Source organism: Halomonas sp. YLGW01 (genome assembly GCF_014840935.1).
In the GTDB taxonomy this organism is placed as follows: Bacteria; Pseudomonadota; Gammaproteobacteria; order Pseudomonadales; family Halomonadaceae; genus Onishia.
On record NZ_CP062005.1, the window covers coordinates 2,514,515 to 2,533,827 of the forward strand.

Here is a 19,313-nt window from a genome sequence, read left to right on the forward strand (position 1 = left end):
CATCATGTCTGAGAAATACGCATCACTTAGCGATCAGGACGCAAGCGCCGAGCTTGGCGAGCAGATTCGCCAGGCCGACGCCGCAGGCTCACCGCTCAGAATCGTCGGCGGCGACACCCGGGGCTTCTATGGCCGGGCGGTGGAGGGCACCCCGCTGTCGCTGGCCGCCCACCGCGGCATCACGCATTACGACCCGGTCGAGCTCGTCGTCTCGGTGCGCGCCGGCACGCCGCTGAAAGACCTCGAGGCCGCGCTGGAGGCCGAGGGCCAGATGCTCGGCTGCGAGCCGCCTCGCTTCGGTGAGGCCGGCACCGTTGGCGGCATGATCGCCACCGGGCTCTCCGGCCCGCGCCGTCCCTGGGCCGGCGCGGTGCGCGACTTCGTGCTCGGCACCCGGGTGCTCGACCGCGCCGGCCGGGAGCTGCGCTTCGGCGGTGAGGTGATGAAGAACGTCGCCGGCTACGATCTTTCGCGGCTGATGGTCGGTGCCCAGGGCACCCTCGGTGTCGTCAGCGAGGTCTCGATGAAGGTGCTGCCCAGGCCCGCCGCCAGCGCCAGCCTGCGCCTTGACATGTCGCTTCAAAAGGCCCTGGACCGGCTCACCGAATGGGGCCGCCAGCCGCTGCCGATCACCGCCGCCGCCTACGCGGAGGGCGCCCTGCACCTGCGTCTGGAAGGCGGCGCCAGCTCGGTGGCCGCGACCCGCGAGCGCCTGGGCGGCGACGTGCTCGAGGAAGACTTCTGGTCTGAACTGCGCGACCTGCGCCTGCCCTTCTTCAGCGACAATGCACGACCGCTGTGGCGGCTCTCGCTGCCCAATCACACCCCGCCGCTACCGCTTGCCGGCGAGACACTCTTCGACTGGGCGGGCGCCCAGCGCTGGCTGAAGAGCGACGCCGATGCCGAGGAGATTCGCGCCGCCGCCAGCCGCGCCGGTGGCCATGCCACCTGCCTCGGCACTAGTGCAGGGCAGGGCGAAGGACAGGGCAAACGACAGGGCGTAGCCGAGCCCTTCACGCCCCTCGCCCCGGTCATCGCCAAGTACCATCATCGGCTCAAGGCCGAACTCGACCCGAACGGGATCTTCAACCCTGGCCGCCTCTACGGCGACTTCTGAGCCCGGCGATAGCCCGACAGGAAAGCTCGAAGGTAAAGCCCGAAGAAAGAGCCGAAGAGAGAGCCCGATGCAGACTCATTTCAGCCAAGACGATCTCAAGAAGCCGCATATCCGCGAGGCCGACCGGGTCCTGCGCAGCTGCGTTCACTGCGGCTTCTGCAATGCCACCTGCCCGACCTACCAGCTGCTCGGCGACGAGCGCGACGGCCCCCGCGGGCGCATCTACCTGATGAAGGAGCTGCTGGAGAGCCGCGATGACGACGATCAGGTCACCGAGGAAACCCGGCTGCACCTGGACCGCTGCCTGACCTGTCGCAACTGCGAGACCACCTGCCCCTCCGGCGTCGAGTACCACAAGCTGCTCGACATCGGCCGTGCCGAGATCGAGCGCCGGGTGCCCAGAAGCCTTGCGGAACGCACCCTGCGCTATGGCCTGCGCAAGGCACTGGTCGAACCTGCCCGCTTCAAGGCCCTGCTGGCCCTGGTCACCACATTCAAGCCGCTAGTGCCAGGCCGGCTCAAGAGCAAGATGCCGCCAGCCCCGGTGGATGCCGGGAAGCGCCCCGAGGGCCAGCGCCATGCTCGCCAGATGCTGATTCTCGAAGGCTGCGTGCAACCGGGCCTGTCACCCAACACCAATGCCGCCACGGCACGGGTACTGGACAAGCTCGGCATCGGCCTGACCCCGGCGCCCGAGGCCGGCTGCTGCGGCGCCATCGACTTCCACCTGAATGCCCAGGACGCCGGGCGTGAGCGCATGCGCGCCAATATCGACGCCTGGTGGCCGCACCTGGAAGCCGGCTGTGAAGCCATCGTTCAGACCGCCAGCGGCTGTGGCGCCATGGTCAAGGAATACGGCGAGGCGCTGGCCGATGACCCGGCCTATGCAGAAAAAGCCGCTCGCGTCAGCGCGATGGCCAAGGACCTCGGCGAGCTGCTGGCCAATGAAGACCTGGCTTCATTGGCCATTCAGGACAAGAAGCGGCTGGCCTTTCATTGCCCCTGTACCCTTCAGCACGCCCAGAAACTCGCCGGCAGCGTCGAGGGCGTGCTCAGCCGGCTGGGCTTCTCGCTCACGCCGGTTCAGGATAGCCACCTGTGCTGCGGCTCGGCGGGCACCTACTCGATCACCCAGCCGGAACTGGCCACCCAGCTGCGCGACAACAAGCTCGACGCCCTGGAGGCCGGCGATCCGGAGATGATCGTGACGGCCAACATCGGCTGCCAGACCCATCTCGCCGGCGCAGGACGCACTCCGGTTCGCCACTGGATCGAGATCGTCGACGAGGCACTGACGTGATCGTCGGCCAATCTCCCATACTGACAACGCTTACCCACGACATATCGAACACCCCCTAGGAGCCCCCCATGCAGACCAAATCCGTGCTGACCCTTTCTGACGCCAACACCATCCTCGACGCCGCCCAGAAGGAAGCGGAAGCCAACGGCTGGGCCGTGACCATCGCCGTCGCCGACGATGGCGGCCACCTGCTGGCCCTGCGTCGCCTCGATGGGGCCGCACCGATGACACCCTCGGTGGCCTCCGAGAAGGCCCGCAGCTCGGCCCTGGGCGGCAAGGAAACTCAGGCCTTCGAGGACATGATCAACAACGGCCGGACCGCCTTCCTGTCCGCCCCGCTGACCGCCACCCTTTCAGGGGGCGTGCCGGTGCTCCATGACGGCCGCATCGCCGGCACCGTGGGCGTCTCCGGCGTCAAGCCGGACCAGGACGTGCAGATCGCCAAGGCCGGCATCGCCGCCCTCGGCTAAGCACAGCGCCCACAGGACATTCCGATTCTCCCTTTGCCCCCAGCCAATGGCTGCGGGGCTCTTTTTTGCCCTGTTTGTTTCTGCCCCACTTTTTTCTGAATCCTATTAGGCTGAATCGCGCCTCAGCCGCACGTCATGCCTGACACTCGAAATTCCCACCGCGTCAGTCACTCCGGCGGGACATCACGGCCGAGAACAGCAGCCCGGCCCCCAGCCCCGACATCAGCGCTCCCAGAAACGCCAAACCCGCGTGCTCGAGAAAGAACAGCCCCATGCCAAGCCCCAGCAACACGCCGCCACCGATGATCCAAGTCACCTTGCCTAGTAACTCCCTCATGCTCGCCTCCTCGCGCTTCACGCCCTGGCAGAGACCTGATGGCGCAATGTGCGCCTGCCCTATCAGTCTTAATCCGAAGTCGAGAAAGGCGCCATCGAGGCGTGCTCTGCCGATGTTGTCGGGCGCCGCCCTGGCGAAGCATCACGAAGAAGGCTTGGCCAAGCCGACCGGCGTGGATTCCGCCAACGAAAACTGGGCTCAAGCCCCTCGCTGACGCGCCAACCCCTGGCCATGTCGGGATTGTTGCTTTTGCCCCCCTGAGCCCACCGACGGCATACTGATGGCTCGCCATGCGCACCACCCGCCAACGCCCGGAGAGGTTTCATGCCCGACAACGTGCATTTCTACCGCCCCCACGACGGTCACGGCCTGCCCCACAACCCCTTCAATGCCATCATCGGCCCGCGGCCGATCGGTTGGGTCTCCTCTCGAAGCGCCGAGGGCACCTGCAACCTGGCGCCCTACAGCTTCTTCAACGCCTTCAACTACACCCCGCCGATCATCGGGTTCTCAAGCATCGGCTATAAGGACAGCGTGCGTAACATCGAGGCCACCGGCGAATTCTGCTGGCAGCTTGCGACCCGGGAGCTGGCCGAACCGATGAATGAGAGCTGCGCGGCGGTGGGCCCGGAGATCGACGAGTTTTCCCTGGCCGGCCTCACCCCGGCCTCCTCACGGGTCATCGGCGTGCCCCACGTCGCCGAGGCGCGGGTGGTCTTCGAATGCCGGTTGAGCCAGATCCTGCAGCTCACCTCGGCTGCGGGTGAGGCCGTCGACACCTGGCTGGTGCTCGGCGAAGTGGTCGGCGTGCACATCGACCAGACCCTGCTGAAGGACGGCGTCTACCAGACCGCCGACGCCGGCCCCATCCTGCGCGGCGGCGGCCCGGCGGACTATTTCGAGATCACCCCCGAGCAGCGCTTCGAGATGCATCGCCCCGGCTAGCGACGCCAACTGACAGCGATGCCCTGTTCACAACCCCGGCGGTCGTGCGCAGGCCAACCGCCAGCGCATGGCGAGCCGCCTGCCGATGGCCGAGACTGAATGGAAGTAGAGGGCGAAGCAGAAGTAGAAAAGCAATAGAGAGCGAAGCGGCAAAGCTAAAGCGGCTCTTCAGCTCGCGCCGCGCTAGTGGCACCAGAATCAGGGCGGCTGACACGGTGCGGAGTGTGGTCGAGTGATGATTGTATTTCCGGACGTATTCACCGAGATGGCCGCACTGCTGCTGTTAGCGGCGGCGGTGGGGGCCTTGGGCGTTCGCCTGCGACAGCCCGTGATCGTCGCTTTTATCGCCGTGGGGATACTCGTCGGCCCCTCGGTGCTCGGTTGGGTCAGCGCGAACGACCAGATCGACCTGCTGGCGAAGTTCGGGATCACCCTCTTGCTGTTTGTTGTCGGGCTCAAGCTAGACCTGCATATCATCCGTACCATGGGGCCCGTAGCGTTGGCGACCGGGCTCGGACAGGTCGTATTCACCAGCATCATCGGCTATTCGATCGGTTACGCCTTTGGCATGGAGCCGGTCACCGCCCTGTATGTAGCTGTCGCACTGACGTTCTCCAGCACCATCATCATCGTCAAGCTGCTCTCCGACAAACGCGAGGTGGACACGCTGCACGGGCGTATCGCCCTGGGTTTCCTGATCGTGCAGGATCTGGTCGTCGTGTTGGTCATGATCGGTCTCAATGCCCTGAATGCAACCGGTGCAGTCTCGCTGACGCAGACGGCATTCATCGTGCTGATCAAGGGGGCGGGGTTTCTGCTGCTTGTCGGGCTGGCGATGCGGTATCTGCTACCGCGGCTGCTTCACATGCTGTCCCGCTCCCAGGAGCTGCTGGTGCTGTTCGGCATCGCCTGGGGGCTGGCGCTGGCAGCTCTCGGAGTGATGCTCGGTTTCAGCAAGGAGGTGGGCGCCTTCGTCGCCGGCGTGTCACTGGCCTCTACCCCCTACCGAGACGCGCTCGGGGCGCGCCTGACGAGTGTGCGTGACTTCCTGCTGCTGTTTTTCTTCCTCGACCTCGGAGCGCGACTCGACCTGGGGCTGCTGGGTGCTCAACTGGTGGAGTCACTGGTGTTCTCCCTGTTCGTCCTGATCGGCAATCCCCTCATCGTCATGGTCATCATGGGACTGCTGGGCTATCGCAGCCGCACCGGGTTTCTGGCGGGGCTCACGGTGGCACAGATCAGTGAGTTCTCCTTGATCCTGGGGGCGCTGGGACTGAGTCTCGGCCATATCAACGCCGAGACTATGGGCTTGATCACCTTGGTCGGCCTCATCACCATCAGCGCCTCCACCTACATGATCATCTACTCACACCCGCTGTATGAACGCCTGGCACCCTGGCTCAAGGTGTTCGAGCGCCGCCGGCATCACCGGGAAGTCACACAGAATACCGTGCCCGATGATGCTGTGCCGCAGGTAATTCTCTTTGGCTTGGGCCGGTATGGGCTCGGCATCGCCCGGACTCTGCGCGAGCGAGGCTGGCGGGTGTTGGGCATCGATTTCAACCCGGACCTGGTCAGGTCAGGTGACCCCATGGGACACCCGGTCATGTTCGGGGATGCCGGGGATCCCGAGTTCATCACGACCCTTCCGCTTGGGCGAGTGCAATGGGTAGTGAGCACAGCGCGCGAACGACATGTCAATCTAACGCTTATTCACTCGCTGCGTGGCCTCGGTTACAGCGGTCGGATTGCGATGACGGCGCAAACCCTGGATGACGAGGCTACCCTAGAAAAGGCGGGTGCCGATCTGGTCATGACGCCCTTCGTAGATGCCGCGCGTGAGGCGGCCGATCGCATCACGCGGAGGTGAATGAGATGCAGCGCTTCAAAAACATTCTTTGTGTCATAGAACATGGAGAAGCTAGCGAACCGGCACTGGGCCGGGCTGTTGAACTGGCCGAGAACAACCAGGCCAGCCTGATGGTCGTCGATGTCATCCCTCGAATACCGAACGGGATGAGAATGCCGGACGGTGGCCCGACCTCCAGCGACCTGCAGACGGCAATGGTGCACAAGTATGAGGAGCGGATGGAGGGGTTAATCACCCCCTACCGTCAGCGCCTCAATATTCAGCATAAGGTTCTTTTCGGCACCTCATTTCTCGAGGTAATTCGGGAGGTGTTGCGAAACGGGCATGACCTGGTGATCAAATGCCCGGAAGCACCAACCTGGCTGAACCGGCTGTTCGCCGGTGACGACATGAATTTATTGCGGAAGTGCCCGTGCCCCGTCTGGCTCATCAAACCTCATGCGCCGAGATCCTACTCGCGCATTCTGGCGGCCGTGGATGTAGACGATTTTTACCCGTCGCAAGAGTTGAAGACGCGTCAGCTATTAAATGTGCAGATACTGGAAACGGCGGCTTCTCTGGCTCTCTCGGAATTCGCGGAGCTTCATATCGTGCATACCTGGGAACCGATGGCCGAGTTAATCGATGGCCTAGTTTTCTCGTCGGATACATCAAGGGAGAAGTTTGCTTACAACATTGATCAGGCACGACGGCAACAACAGCAACTTCTTGACGAGCTAATACGGAACAGTAAGAGCAATGTGACACGGGATGCCATGGATCACCTGAAACCTCTAACTCATCTGCTGAAGGGTCAGGCTCGAAAGGAGATCCCCTCCTTGGCAAAGCACCTTGAGATCGATTGCATCGTCATGGGCACCGTGGCCCGCACCGGCATCCGTGGGTTCATCATGGGCAATACCGCCGAGACCATTCTCGAGCAGGTCGATTGTTCGGTACTGGCGCTCAAGCCGCAGGGATTTGTAACGCCGGTCACGCTGGATGCGTAAGGCAGGGGAAACCCTGCGCTGGATCACTCCTGTTGGCCCGCCGCGACGCGGGGGATGGCGATATAGCTACACTGAGAGGCATCGGCCCGGTAACGGGGCAGGCTGTCTTGCGGCCCGCCGAGCCGGCCGGCGTGACGGGGTGTCGCATGGACAAGAAGCACCAGATCAACCTGACCTACGTGATCGTCGCCTTCATGGTGGTGATGCTCTTCCAGAGCCTCTTCACCCACCAACGCACGACGGAGGCGATTCCCTATTCACGGTTCACGCAGATGCTGGATAACGGTGAGATCGCCTCAGTGGAAATTGGCGAGGATCGCATCACCGGCACCTACCTCAACCCGCACGGCGATGGCAGCACCGGCTTCAGCACCCACCCCGTCGACCCGACCCTGGCCGACAAGCTCGCCCAGTACGATGTCACCTACACCGGAGCGGCGAAGAACACCTTCCTGACCATCCTGCTGTCGTGGATGGTGCCGCTGCTGTTCTTCTTCCTGATCTGGAGCTTCGTGATCCGCCGCATGTCGGGCAGCCAGGGGCTCGGCGGGATGATGACGCTGGGCAAGTCCAAGGCCAAGGTGTACGTCGAGACCGAGACCAAGGTGACCTTCGAGGATGTCGCAGGGGTCGACGAGGCCAAGGACGAACTGAAGGAGGTGGTCGACTTCCTGCGCGACCCGGAACGCTATGGCCGCCTGGGAGCGCACATTCCCAAGGGCATCCTGCTGGTCGGCCCGCCGGGCACCGGCAAGACGCTGCTGGCCCGGGCGGTGGCGGGGGAATCCGGCGTGCCCTTCTTCTCGATCTCGGGCTCGGAGTTCGTCGAGATGTTCGTCGGCATCGGCGCGGCCCGGGTGCGCGACCTGTTCGAGCAGGCCGCCAAGGCCAAGCCCTGCATCATCTTCATCGACGAGCTGGATGCCCTGGGCCGGGCGCGGGGCCCCAGCGTGATGGGCGGCCAGGACGAGAAGGAGCAGACATTGAACCAGCTGCTGGCGGAGCTCGACGGTTTCGACCCGTCCGAGGGCATCGTGCTGCTGGCCGCCACCAACCGCCCGGAGATCCTGGATCCGGCGCTACTGCGCGCGGGGCGCTTCGATCGTCAGGTGCTGGTCGACCGCCCGGAGCGGGTGGGGCGCCGCGCCATCCTCGAGGTGCATATCGGCAAGGTGCAGCACCTCGACCCGGACGTGGACCTGGATCACATCGCCGCGCTGACGCCGGGCTTCACCGGGGCGGATCTGGCCAACCTGGTCAACGAGGCGGCGCTGCTGGCCACCCGCCACGACAGCGACAGGGTCACCATGGGCGACTTCACCAATGCCATCGAACGCATCGTGGCCGGCCTCGAGAAGAAGAGCCGCCTGCTCAACGTCCACGAGCGGGAGGTGGTGGCCCACCACGAGATGGGCCATGCCCTGGTGGCCTCGGCGCTGCCGGGCATGGACCCGGTGCACAAGGTCTCGATCATTCCCCGCGGCGTGGGCGCACTCGGCTACACCATGCAGCGCCCCACCGAGGACCGTTTCCTGCAGACTACCGGCGAGCTGAAGGACCGCATGACGGTACTGATGGGGGGGCGTGCCGCGGAGCGGCTGATCTTCGACGAGATATCCACCGGCGCCGCCGACGACCTGGCAAAGGCCACCGAGATCGCCCGCCACATGGCGACCCGCTTCGGCATGACCGAAGAGACCGGCCAGGTGGTCTACGAGCAGGAGCGCCAGGCCTTCCTCGGTGACACCTACGGCACCCTGAGCCCGCGCAGCTATTCAGAGGCCACGGCACGGGAAATCGATCTGGAGGTGCGCGGGCTGATCGAGGCCGCCTACCACGAGGCGCAGCGCATCCTTACCCGGCGCCGCGACACCCTGGAAGAAGGCGCGGCGCTGCTGCTCGAACGCGAGACGCTGACCGCCGACGAGTTTCCGGCCATCAAGGCGCAGGGCATGCCCTCGAGCAACAACGAGACCAAGGGCGAGGGCCATCACGAAGGCGAGGACAAGGCGGCCTCCCGTGAGGAAACAGGGGCTGCTGCATCGTCCGCCTTATCGTCCACGCCCACTTTAGTGCCCTCTTCCGTGCCGCCAGCGATACCACCCGATGCGCCGCCGGAAGACACAGCCCCAGGTGCCCCGCCGCTCCGAGGTAAAACGCGATGATCGAGCCTGACCACCAGGAAAGCACCAGCGGCACCGGCGCGCCTCTCGAGGAAACCAGCCTCGATGAGAGCACCGATCGCCTGATGCGGGCGTCGCTGGCACGACTCACCTTCGGTCTCTCGCCGGCGGCAGTGTTCCTGACCTACGTCGATTGGCTGACCAGCGTGGCGATGTCGCCGGGCAAGCAGGCGACCCTGGTCCGCAAGGCGCTGAAGAAACAGCTGCGTCTGGCAATGTGGGCCAGTCGGTCGGCCTTCGACGCCGAGGCCACGCCCTGCATCGAGCCATTGCCCCAGGATCGGCGCTTCCGCGACCCGGCCTGGCACCGCTTCCCCTATAACCTGATCTATCAGTCGTTCCTGCTGCAGCAACAGTGGTGGTTCAATGCCACCACTGGCCTCGCCGGCCTGTCACCCCACCACGAACAGGCCCTCGAGTTCGGCGCGCGCCAGCTCCTCGACATGGTCTCCCCTGCCAACTTCCCGCTCACCAATCCTGAGGTACTGGACAAGACGCTCTCGACCGGCGGCGCCAACCTGATGAAGGGCGCCGAGCAGTTTATCGATGACTGGCAGCGCCAGCTGCAGGGCCACGCACCGGCCGGGGCGGAGCGGTTCGTGCCCGGGCAGTCGGTCGCCGTGACGCCCGGCCAGGTGATCTACCGCAACAGCCTGATCGAGCTGATTCAGTACGCTCCCGCTACCGCCGAGGTGCACCCCGAGCCGGTGCTGATCGTGCCGGCCTGGATCATGAAGTACTACATCCTCGATCTCTCGCCGGATAATTCCCTGGTGCGCTACCTGGTCGGACAGGGCCACACGGTGTTCATGATCTCCTGGCGTAACCCCAGCGGGGAAGATCGTGACCTCGGGCTCGACGACTACCGCCGCCTGGGCATCATGGATAGCCTCAAGGTGATCGGCGCAATCTGCCCCGAGGCGCCGGTGCATGCGGTGGGCTATTGCCTAGGGGGCACTCTGCTTGCCATCACCGCAGCGACGATGGCCCGTGATCACGATCACCGCCTGGCCTCGATGACGCTGCTCGCCGCCCAGACCGACTTCCGCGAGGCTGGCGAGCTGATGCTGTTCATCGACGACAAGCAGCTCTCCTTCCTCGAGGACACCATGTGGGCCCAGGGGGTGCTCGACACCAAGCAGATGGCCGGCGCCTTCCAGCTGCTGCGCTCCAACGACCTGATCTGGTCGCATCTCATCAACCACTACCTGCTGGGCGAACAGCGCGCCATCAACGACCTGATGGCCTGGAATGCCGATGCCACCCGCATGCCCTACCGCATGCACAGCGAGTACCTGCGCCAGCTGTTCCTCGATAATGACCTCGCCGAGGGCCGCTTCACGGTCGAGGACCGTCCGGTGACGGTCAGCGACATCCGGGTGCCGATCTTCGCGGTGGGCACCGAGTGGGATCATGTGGCGCCCTGGCGCTCGACCTACAAGATTCATCTGCTCGCCGACACCCCGGCGCTCACCTTCCTGCTGACCAGTGGCGGCCACAACGTGGGCATCGTCTGCCCCCCCACGGACACCGGCCGCCACTACCGCATGGCCACCGCCACCGAGGGCGATGCCTATGTCGATCAGGAGACCTGGCTTGCCCGCACGCCGGAGACCGCGGGCTCCTGGTGGCCGGCCTGGCAGGGCTGGCTGGTCGCGCAATCGGGCGCTGTCCAGGCCCCGCCGTCGATGGGCTCGAGCGACTACCCGCCACTGGAGCCCGCCCCGGGGCGCTATGTGCGCAGGGAGTGAGCCAGCGGGGCGCCACCGTTGCATCAGCCGCGCCGCGACCCCATGGTAGACTGCATCGATTTCACCTGGCGGGAGCCCCGGCACACATGTCCCTCGAAGACCTGCACCTGACGCTGCGCAACCTCACCCTGGACGACTACCCTCAGCTCAAGGCGCTGATGGATCGCGTCTATCACGACATCGGCGGTGCCTGGCCGCAGCGTACCATCGAGCGCCTGATCAGCGAGTTCCCCGACGGCCAGATCGTCATCGAGGACGACAAGACCCTGGTCGGCGTGGCCCTGACCGCCCGGGTCGATTATGAGGAATTCTCCAACCCGCACCGCTACGACGACCTGATGGATCAGCGGGAGATCATCCTCAACGCCCCCGAAGGCGACGCCATGTATGGCCTGGACGTGCTGATCGACCCGGCCTACCGTGGCTACCGGCTCGGCCGGCGCCTGTACGAGGCGCGCAAGGAGCTGTGCAAGTCCTGGAACATGCGGGCGATTCTCGCCGGCGGACGGATCCCCAACTATCACCAGTACGCCGACCAGATGACGCCGGCCGAGTACCTGGATCAGGTCTCGCGCAAGGAGATCCACGACCCCATCCTGTCCTTCCAGCTGGCCAACGATTTCCAGGTCAAGCGGCTGTTGCGCAAGTACCTGCCGGAGGATGAGAAGTCCCAGGGCTACGCGACCCTGCTGGAGTGGAACAACATCCTCTTCGAGCCCGCCGAGTCGGTGCTCGACACCCGCAAGACCCAGGTGCGGGTGGGCGCGGTGCAGTGGCAGATGCGTGAGTTCTCCTCGGTGGAAGCGGTGCTGCAGCAGGCCGAGTACTTCGTCGATGCGCTGTCGGACTACCAGAGCGACTTCGCGGTCTTCCCGGAGCTCTTCAACGCCCCCTTGATGGGCCTGCAGGACCGGGCCGCCCAGCAGGACCAGATCGCCGCCATCCGCTTCCTGGCCGGCTTCACCGAACGCTTCAAGACCGAGCTGTCGCGCATGGCAGTGTCCTACAACATCAACATCGTCGCCGGCTCGATGATCGAGGAGCACGACGACGGCAACCTCTACAACATCGCCTACCTCTTCCATCGCGACGGCGACATCGAGGCCCAGGCCAAGCTGCACATCACCCCCCAGGAGCGTCGCGACTGGATCATCGAGGGCGGCGACGACCTGCGGGTCTTCGATACCGATGCCGGCCGGGTGGGCATCCTGATCTGCTACGACGTGGAATTCCCCGAGCTCTCCCGGCTGCTCGCCGATCAGGACATGGACATCCTCTTCGTGCCCTTCTGGACCGACACCAAGAACGGTTACCTGCGAGTGCGCCACTGCGCCCAGGCCCGCGCCATCGAGAACGAGTGCTACGTGGTGCTGTGCGGCAGCGTCGGCAACGTGCCCTCCATCGAGAACATGGAGATCCAGTACGCCCAGTCCTCGGTATTCTCGCCCTCGGACTTCGCCTTCCCCCACGATGCGGTGCTGGCCGAGACCACCCCCAACACCGAGATGATCATGTTCTCGGATCTCGACCTGACCCGGCTCACCGTGGTGCGCAACGAGGGCTCGGTCACCAACCTCAAAGACCGCCGCCAGGACCTTTTTGACCTGCGCTGGCGCGACTGGTCCTGGAAGTCCGGGTCTCGTCAGGAAGACAGCTGAGCCATGCTCGCGCGCTGGCGCCGCTGGCGGGACGCGCGTTTCGCCGCCCGCCACCCTTTCCCCGCGGACACCTGGGCCGAGGCCCGGGCACGATTGCCGCTGCTCGCCGCCCTCACCGATGACGAGGCCGAACGCCTGGGCCTGCGGGCCTGGGCCTTCGTGCATGCCAAGCGGCTCTCGTTGCATCCGGCCTTGGCCGATACTCCCTTCGATGCGCCCGCACGCCTGGCGCTGGCCGGCCAGGCCTGCCTGCTGACGCTAGGCTGGTCGGAGGCCGAGCATCGTGAGGCCTTTGCCAATGTGCACGAGATCCTGATCCTGCCCGAGGCCTTCGAGCGCCACGTCGAGGAAATGGATGAGGCCGGGGTGATGCACGAGTATGCCGACGAACGCGCCGGCGAGACCTCGTATCAGGGCCCGGTGGTGGTGGCCTACCCGGACCTGATGGAGAGCGGCGATTTCTCAGGCTTCAACGTGCTGATCCATGAGCTTGCCCACAAGCTCGACCTGGGCAACTCGCAGGACGTCGACGGCTTCCCGCCGCTGCCGCGAGACATCGCCTCCCGCGACTGGCACCGGGTCTTCACCGCGGTCTGGGACGACCTGCAGGCGCGCCTCGCCCGTGGCGAGGACACCCCCATCGACGACTACGCGGCGAGCCACCCCGGCGAATGCTTCGCGGTCTGCTGCGAGCACTTCTTCAGCGCCCCGGACCTGCTCATCGACGCCTACCCCGAGCTCTACACGCTGCTGTCTCGCTACTTCCAGCAGGACCCGCTGGCGCGCCTGCCTCAGGATGGCGACGGGTCAAGCCTGTCAGACAGCCAGTCCCACAGTGCCTCGGCCGCCTCCCGCGGCTGACGGTTGGCCGGGCGCACCAGCCAGAAGCGCTCGGCGCTTTCCACCGACAGGGCAAAGGGCTGCACCAGGTCATCGCGGCTCTCGACCAGCCGGCGGTGGGTGAGCGCGACGCCGCCCCCGGCCGCGGCCAGTGTCAGTGTCATCACCTGGGTATCGCAGATCAGCGTCGGGCAGTCGTCCTCGACCCCGGCGATGCCGGCCCGCTCTAGCCAGGTGGGCCAGCCCACCGCGAAGCCCGCGGCGTGTAACAGCGTCTCACCGGCCAGATCACTGGGCGCCTCCAGGCGCGCGGCCACCTCGGGCGCGCAGGCCGGCACCATCGCCTCCTCCCCGAGCGACACCGTCTCCATGCCCGCCCAGTCCCCTGACCCGTAGCGAATTTCCAGATCGGCGCCTTCCGGCCCGAAATCTTCCGGCCAGATGGCACTGACCAGACGCACCGCGACCATCGGGTGCAGGCGATGAAAGGCCAGCAGCCTGGGCGCCAGCCAGTTCTGCTGCATGACCGGCGTGGTACGCAGGGTCACCGGCGCATCCGGACGCGGGCCGAAGACCTCGGCGGTGCCTTCGGCCAGTCGCGAGAAGGCCTCGAGCACGCTGGGTAGCCAGGCCTGACCAGCCGGTGTCAGGCTCAGGCTGCGCGGGTGCCGCACGAAGAGCTTCTGGCCGAGGCGATCCTCGAGCAGGCGGATGCGCTGGCTGATCGCCGCCTGAGTCACTCCCAGCTCCTGGCCGGCGGCGGTGAAGCTCATGGTGCGGGCGGCGGCCTCGAACGCCTGCAACCAGATCAGTGGAGGTAGTCCCTTCATGCCAGATCCTTATCTATCAGACCCTTCATACCAGACTCTTCATGGCGGCACCTTCCTGTCAGCCTCTTAATGAAAAACTCCGTGATAAGCTCAGCTTGGGCATTGGGGCCAGATTAATCGTTTGTCGTAGGGCGCCGCAATCGCCAGCATAAGCGCCATATCCGCTTCACTTGGCCGCTGGCCTGCAGGAGTCCTCATGACCGACACCACGCTTACCGCCCCGGAAACGCGCCGTCCCGTGCTGGAGATGGGCGAGCTGTCGGCGTATGCCGATGCGCCGGAACTGACCGACGCCCTGGCCAGCGGCGCCCGGGTTACCCTCACCTGGGCCGACGGCGCCCAGGCTCACTTCCCGCTGATGTGGCTGCGCGACAACTGCGCCTGCGAGGCCTGCCGCCACTCAGGCACCCGGGAGCGCCTCCATGTCCCCCTGACGCCGATCACCGAGGCTCCCAGCGCTCGGCTTCACGACGGCAACCTAACCCTGACCTGGCAGGACGGCCACGTAAGCGCCTTCGATGCCGGCTGGCTGCACCAGCGCCGCCCCGGTCAGGAACCGGCCTCGGTCATTCCGGCGCGGCGCCCCTGGGCGAGCGACTATGCGCCCCAGCGGGTCAGGCACGCCGACTTCGTGGGCAGCGCAGCCGGCGAGCGTGCCTGGCTCGAGGCCCTGCTGCGCGATGGCCTGGTGCTCCTCGAGGAAGGTCCCCTGGCCGACGAGGAGGTCAGCCGCCTGGCCGAGCGCATCGGCCCGCTGCGCCCGACCAACTTCGGCGCCCGCTTCGACGTGCGCTCCAAGCCCAACCCCAACAACGCCGCCTACACCGCCATCGCCCTGGCGCTGCACTCCGACCTGCCCAACTGGCGCCAGCCGCCGGATATCCAGCTGCTCTACTGCCTGGAGAATGATGCCGAGGGCGGCGAATCGATCTTCGCCGATGGCTTCGCCGCCGCCGAGGCGCTGCGCCGAGAGGCCCCCGAGGCCTTCCGCATCTTGAGCGAGACGCCGATCGATTTCCGTTTCCAGGACGAGGAGCACGACATCGGCACCCGCGCGCCGATCCTCTCGCTGGATCACGACGGCAACATGCTCGAGGTGCGCTTCAACAACTGGATTCGCGACAGCCTGCGCCTGCCGGCCCACGAGATCGATGCCTGGTACGACGCTTATCGCCAGTTCTGGCAGCTGCTGCACGCCCCCGCCTTCCAGCTCGACTTCGCGCTGGCCCCGGGGCAGATGGTCGCCTTCGACAACCGCCGGGTGCTGCACGGCCGTCGCGCCTTCGACCCCAGCACCGGCCGTCGCCATCTGCAGGGCACCTATCTGGACCTGGACATGCTGGAGTCGCGCTTGCGGGTGCTGTCACGCCCCGCCTGATTTCCGTTTCCACTGCCGCCGTGGCGCCGCGCTCACGCTTCTCGATCAGGTGCCACGGCCTGCCGAACACGACGACTGAACAGACCAAGCAAGGAAATGCTCATGAACGCCGCTTTGCGCGCGACCCTCACCGCCACGGCCCTGTCCGTTCCCGTCTCGCTGACGCTTTCCCAGCAGGCGATGGCCGACGATGCGACCCTGGACTTCGGCGTGCCCGCCTGGCCAGGCATCACCGTCAAGACCGAGGTCGCCAGCCAGCTGCTCGCGCCGCTGGGCTATGAGACCCGCGCCCAGGAGCTCAGCCTGCAGGTCATCTACCAGGGCCTGGATACCGGTGACGTCGATGCCTTCCTCGGCGGCTGGATGCCGGCCCAAGAGGATCTCTACACCTCCCGCGTGAAAGACGGCAGCCTCGAGCGGGTAGCCAACAACGTCGATGGCGCCCAGATGACCCTGGCGGTCCCGGCGTATCTCCACGAGCAGGGCATCACCAGCTTCGCCGACCTGGATGCGCACCGTGAGGCCTTCGGCGGCGAGATCCACAGCTTCGGCGCCGGCTCCGCGGCCAGCGAGATCCTCCTCCAGGCGATCGACAACGACACCTGGGGACTGGGCGACTGGGAGCTTACCGATACCAGCGTGGTCGGCATGTTGAGTGCCGCCCGCAGCGCCATCAGCCGCGAGGAACCCATCGCCTGGGTCGGCTGGACGCCGCACTGGATGAACTTCGAACTGCCGATGCGCTACCTCGAGGACTCCAAGGACCTGTTCGGCGAGAACAATGGCGAGAGCGAGGTGCTGACCCTGATGCGCACGGGCTATGCCGAGTCTCACCCCAACCTCGCGCACTTCTTCACTCAGTTCACCTTCAGCGCCGAGCAGCAGAGCTGGATGATCAACGAGTACGGCCAGGAAGAGCGCGATGCCGAAGACGTCGCCAAAGAGTGGATCGAAGGCCATCCCGAGCGCATCCAGGCCATGCTCGAAGGTGTGACCGACCGCGACGGCCAACCCGCCTGGCCCCGGGTACAGGACGCTCTGGCGCTCTAACGCGCTTTGCCCGCGCCCTGATCCGTGCTTTGAAGACCAGGCGCAAAGCCGCATCGATCGCCGCGCCCGGCGTGCCGCTTTGGCCGCCGGGCGCGGTGCCGTATGCTGTGTCGGACTCGTCGCTCGCCACCTGCAAGGACCGCCACCGCATGCCCCGCCCCCTCCTGATCCTTCTCCTCGTGCTCGTCGCCCTGCTGGCGATGGGCGGCCTCTGGCAGTGGCTGGCCATGCAGGACCTGCTGACCGTGGCGCGCCTGCAGGCGATCGCGGCAGGCTCGGTGGCCTGGACACAGGCGCCCTGGGCAGTACTGGTGGTGGTCGCGGTCTATGCGGGGGCGTCGCTGGTGATGTTCCCACTGAGCCTGCTGGTGGCGGTGACCGGCCTGCTGTTCGGGCCCTGGTGGGGCTTCGGCTACGCCCTGGCAGGCACCCTGGCGGCGTCCATCCTGACCTACGGGGTGGGGCGGCGGCTCGGCCGCGAGGCGCTGATGCGCTACGGCGGCCGGCACCTCAAGGGGCTGTCCCGCTACCTGGCGGGCCGCGGCATTCGCACCATGACGGTGGTCAACCTGCTGCCGCTGGCGCCCTTCACGCTGACCAACATGCTGGCCGGCGCCTTTCACCTGCGCTTTCGCGATTACCTGATCGGCTCGATCATCGGCATCGTGCCGGGGCTTGCCGGGGTCACCCTGCTCGGCAGCCAATTGGGCCGCCTGGTCACCGCCGACAACCAGGGCGAGCTCGCCATGGCGCTGGGCGGCATCGCCCTCGGGGTGCTGCTGCTGTTCGGCCTCAAGCGCTATGCCGCGCGCCGCCAGCAGCGGGGGGACGCCAAGGAGCCCCCCGCCCGTCAGGCCGGCACCAGTCCGGCTCAAGAGCCGTCACCGACGCCGCCTCCTACCGCGGACGCCCGACACGATGCGCCGAAATCCTGAGACGCCGACGCCCCGAAGCCTGAGCAAGGGCAGCCAAGGCCTTCGCGACTTGCTTCGCTGCTTTCTTCACTGCTCTCTTTGCTATTTGGGGGCCGCTTCCTTGGATACGGCCTGAGGCTCCGGGTCGGTCTGGGACTCGGGCATGGACTCGTGCGCCTCGTCCTCCTGACTGCGCCCGATCAACGGCTGCCAGTCGGCATGCTCCCACTCCTCCTGCAGCATCGAGCGCAGCACCCGACCGCGATGGCGCAGCATGTGCCATTCGGCCCCCAGGCGACCGCGCACCCGATCCCAGGTGCCGTCGTCGGCATGGCTGAAGGGACCGCCCATGGCGATCGCCTCCCGGTAGACTGCCAGACAGCGCTCTGCACAGGCGGTTTCATCGAAGGCCGCGGCGGTGGCCAGCGCCCCCTCGGCCATCGCCGACCGGCAGTCGGGCTCGGCCAGCGCCACCATGGCCTCGGCCATCGCCTCGCGGTCATCTTCGGGCAGCAGCCGTCCGTTGCGGCCATCCTTCAGCACCTCGCGCACCCCAGGGGCCGCCACGGCCACCACCGGCAGGCCCGCGGCCATGGCCTCGACCACCACCATGCCCTGGGTCTCGCTGTGCGAGGCGAAACCGAAGACATCCATGGCATGGTAGGCATCGATCAGCGCCTGGCCCTGCAGGCGACCGGTGAAGTGCAACCGTGAGGTCACGCCATGGCGCTCGGCGACCTCTTCCATCACCTCCCGGGCATCGCCGTCCCCGACCACCAGGCAGTGGGCCTCGGGCAGTTGCTCGAGCATTCGCGCCACCGCCTCGGTGAGAAAGGGCAGGTTCTTCTCCTTGGCGAGCCGGCCGACATGCCCGACCACATAGGCATCCGGCGGAATGCCGAGTTCATGACGCAGTCCGGCGCCATGGCCATCGGCAAAGCGCCGGGTATCCACGCCGCTGGGCACCACCCGCACATGGGAGTTGGCGTCCCGGTCGAACAGCAGCGCGCGGATGCTCTCGCTGGGCGCAATCACCGCCTCGCAGAGCTGAGTGTACTGGGTGGACAGAGCGATGGCGAAGCGCTGCATGCGCGGCGAGTCACCGGGCACGTAATGGGTGTAGTGCTCGTAGAGGGTATGGTGGGTGAACACCAGCGGCAGCCCATAGGTCTCCGCGGCCCGCGCCGCGGTATCGCCGAGCAGGAAGGGGTGGTGCGAGTGCACGATATCCGGGTCGAAGGCCTCGATGGCTTCATAGAGCTGACCGGGAATCGGCACCGGCAGCGAGAAGTCGCTGCCATTGAAATGCTGGACGGCGGCCACGCGGACCACGTCGTCTTCGTCTTCCGGCTGCCCGGTCAGCTTGGGAGCGACCACCAGTACCCGGTGTCCCTCGGCCTGCAGCCGTGTCTTGAGACGCTGAACGGACTCGCTGACCCCGCCCACGATCGGACAGTAAGTGTTGGTGAACATCAGCACATTCACGCTATGGACTCCCTCGTCAGCGTTTCCCTGAATTCGTCGGCCATCGGTTCTTGCGAGGCATGCCCCTTCCTCAAGATAGGCGATGCGGGCAGGAAACCCAGACGACACGGACGGCGCAAATCATACACCCCATGCGAACCCGCCCGCACCTTCGCGCCTCGTTAGCCGGGCTCTCTTAGCCGGGCTCTCCCCCCTT

General features: G+C 66.0%; 16 protein-coding genes. 13 read left to right on the forward strand and 3 right to left on the reverse strand.

Features of this window, described 5'->3' with window-relative positions:
* The first annotated feature begins 4 nt into the window (after positions 1–4).
* The 3 genes from glcE (at position 5) to IEJ03_RS11550 (ending at position 2,887) form a co-directional block, all read left to right on the forward strand.
* Positions 5–1,117: a glycolate oxidase subunit GlcE gene (gene glcE, locus IEJ03_RS11540; RefSeq protein WP_192035000.1), complete on the forward strand. Its 1,113-nt coding sequence runs from the start codon at positions 5–7 to the stop codon at positions 1,115–1,117.
* 67 nt (positions 1,118–1,184) lie between these two features.
* Entirely contained in the window at positions 1,185–2,417 is a 1,233-nt protein-coding gene (gene glcF / locus IEJ03_RS11545) for a glycolate oxidase subunit GlcF (RefSeq protein ID WP_192035001.1), read from the forward strand.
* Between the two features lie 68 nt (positions 2,418–2,485).
* Positions 2,486–2,887 (forward strand): heme-binding protein, encoded by a 402-nt coding sequence (locus IEJ03_RS11550; protein WP_192035002.1) that lies wholly within the window; start codon positions 2,486–2,488, stop codon positions 2,885–2,887.
* A gap of 163 nt (positions 2,888–3,050) precedes the next feature.
* Here the strand turns inward: IEJ03_RS11550 and IEJ03_RS11555 are convergent, their stop codons facing one another.
* Entirely contained in the window at positions 3,051–3,224 is a 174-nt protein-coding gene (locus IEJ03_RS11555; protein ID WP_192035003.1) for a hypothetical protein, read from the reverse strand.
* Between the two features lie 324 nt (positions 3,225–3,548).
* Here IEJ03_RS11555 and IEJ03_RS11560 point away from each other — a divergent pair, with 324 nt between their 5' ends.
* The 7 genes from IEJ03_RS11560 (at position 3,549) to IEJ03_RS11590 (ending at position 13,481) form a co-directional block, all read left to right on the forward strand.
* On the forward strand, positions 3,549–4,169 hold the full coding sequence (locus IEJ03_RS11560) for a flavin reductase family protein (RefSeq protein ID WP_192035004.1): 621 nt from the start codon (positions 3,549–3,551) through the stop codon (positions 4,167–4,169).
* Positions 4,170–4,404: 235 nt separating this feature from the next.
* Positions 4,405–6,039 (forward strand): cation:proton antiporter family protein, encoded by a 1,635-nt coding sequence (locus tag IEJ03_RS11565; protein WP_192035005.1) that lies wholly within the window; start codon positions 4,405–4,407, stop codon positions 6,037–6,039.
* A gap of 5 nt (positions 6,040–6,044) precedes the next feature.
* Positions 6,045–7,028 (forward strand): universal stress protein, encoded by a 984-nt coding sequence (locus tag IEJ03_RS11570; protein ID WP_192035006.1) that lies wholly within the window; start codon positions 6,045–6,047, stop codon positions 7,026–7,028.
* Between the two features lie 146 nt (positions 7,029–7,174).
* The gene (gene ftsH, locus IEJ03_RS11575; protein WP_192035007.1) at positions 7,175–9,193 is read left to right on the forward strand and encodes an ATP-dependent zinc metalloprotease FtsH; all 2,019 of its coding nucleotides are present in this window, start codon (positions 7,175–7,177) and stop codon (positions 9,191–9,193) included.
* Positions 9,190–10,962, forward strand: coding sequence for an alpha/beta fold hydrolase (locus IEJ03_RS11580; protein WP_192035008.1), 1,773 nt, complete (start codon positions 9,190–9,192; stop codon positions 10,960–10,962). Before ftsH ends, IEJ03_RS11580 begins: the two co-directional genes overlap by 4 nt.
* Before the next feature lie 86 nt (positions 10,963–11,048).
* Positions 11,049–12,620, forward strand: a complete 1,572-nt coding sequence (locus IEJ03_RS11585; protein ID WP_192035009.1) for a carbon-nitrogen hydrolase family protein — start codon at positions 11,049–11,051, stop codon at positions 12,618–12,620.
* A gap of 3 nt (positions 12,621–12,623) precedes the next feature.
* On the forward strand, positions 12,624–13,481 hold the full coding sequence (locus IEJ03_RS11590; protein WP_192035010.1) for a M90 family metallopeptidase: 858 nt from the start codon (positions 12,624–12,626) through the stop codon (positions 13,479–13,481).
* Here the strand turns inward: IEJ03_RS11590 and IEJ03_RS11595 are convergent.
* Positions 13,412–14,290: a LysR substrate-binding domain-containing protein gene (locus tag IEJ03_RS11595; protein WP_192035011.1), complete on the reverse strand. Its 879-nt coding sequence runs from the start codon at positions 14,288–14,290 to the stop codon at positions 13,412–13,414. The two genes, IEJ03_RS11590 and IEJ03_RS11595, sit on opposite strands and share 70 nt — an antisense overlap.
* 196 nt (positions 14,291–14,486) lie before the next feature.
* Between IEJ03_RS11595 and IEJ03_RS11600 the strand changes: the two genes are divergently transcribed.
* The 3 genes from IEJ03_RS11600 to IEJ03_RS11610 all read left to right on the forward strand — a co-directional run bounded on the left by IEJ03_RS11600 (position 14,487) and on the right by IEJ03_RS11610 (position 17,653).
* Positions 14,487–15,668: a TauD/TfdA family dioxygenase gene (locus IEJ03_RS11600; RefSeq protein WP_192035012.1), complete on the forward strand. Its 1,182-nt coding sequence runs from the start codon at positions 14,487–14,489 to the stop codon at positions 15,666–15,668.
* 102 nt (positions 15,669–15,770) lie between these two features.
* The gene (locus IEJ03_RS11605; RefSeq protein ID WP_192035013.1) at positions 15,771–16,718 is read left to right on the forward strand and encodes an ABC transporter substrate-binding protein; all 948 of its coding nucleotides are present in this window, start codon (positions 15,771–15,773) and stop codon (positions 16,716–16,718) included.
* 149 nt (positions 16,719–16,867) lie between these two features.
* Positions 16,868–17,653 (forward strand): TVP38/TMEM64 family protein, encoded by a 786-nt coding sequence (locus tag IEJ03_RS11610; RefSeq protein ID WP_192035014.1) that lies wholly within the window; start codon positions 16,868–16,870, stop codon positions 17,651–17,653.
* An 81-nt stretch (positions 17,654–17,734) separates the two neighbouring features.
* Here the strand turns inward: IEJ03_RS11610 and IEJ03_RS11615 are convergent, their stop codons facing one another.
* Positions 17,735–19,117 (reverse strand): glycosyltransferase, encoded by a 1,383-nt coding sequence (locus IEJ03_RS11615; protein ID WP_242457951.1) that lies wholly within the window; start codon positions 19,115–19,117, stop codon positions 17,735–17,737.
* Positions 19,118–19,313 lie beyond the last annotated feature (196 nt).